Source organism: Myxococcus llanfairpwllgwyngyllgogerychwyrndrobwllllantysiliogogogochensis (genome assembly GCF_006636215.1).
Lineage (GTDB): Bacteria > Myxococcota > Myxococcia > Myxococcales > Myxococcaceae > Myxococcus > Myxococcus llanfairpwllgwyngyllgogerychwyrndrobwllllantysiliogogogochensis.
Map to the genome: position 1 here is coordinate 1 of NZ_VIFM01000853.1, position 420 is coordinate 420.

Consider the following 420-nt stretch of genomic DNA (forward strand, 5'->3'; position numbering starts at 1 on the left):
GCCGTGGAGCGCCTGGGCGTGGCCCGCTGGCTGGCCGAGCGCGCGACGCCGCAGGCGCGCGAGGATTACGCGCGGGGCGATGCCCGGCGCACCGGCTTCCGGGACCTGACGCGTGCCGCCCGCGAGCGGCTGGCGGCGCTCTACGCCCGGGAGGCCGGCAGCCCGTCGCTGCCCGCCGCGAAACGGCAGGCCATGGAGCGCTTCCGTGCCGATTACGCCGCGCTGCGCGCGCAGTGGCTGGCCACGGGCACGCAGCCTGCGCAGATCGCGGGCTACGATCGCTTGGTGGCCGAGGCCAACAACGCGGCCTTCGGCGCGCAGGCCGCGTACGACGAGCTCGTGCCGGCGTTCGAGGCGCTGTTCGAGCAGAGCGGGGGCGACTGGCCGAAGTTCTATGCGGCCGTGCGCGCACTGGCCGCG

General features: G+C 76.4%; 1 protein-coding gene. It reads left to right on the forward strand.

Going from position 1 to position 420, the window contains the following annotated elements; genetic code table 11:
* Positions 1–3 precede the first annotated feature (3 nt).
* On the forward strand, positions 4–420 hold a 417-nt coding region (locus FJV41_RS56080; RefSeq protein ID WP_281291685.1), incomplete at its 3' end, for an aminopeptidase.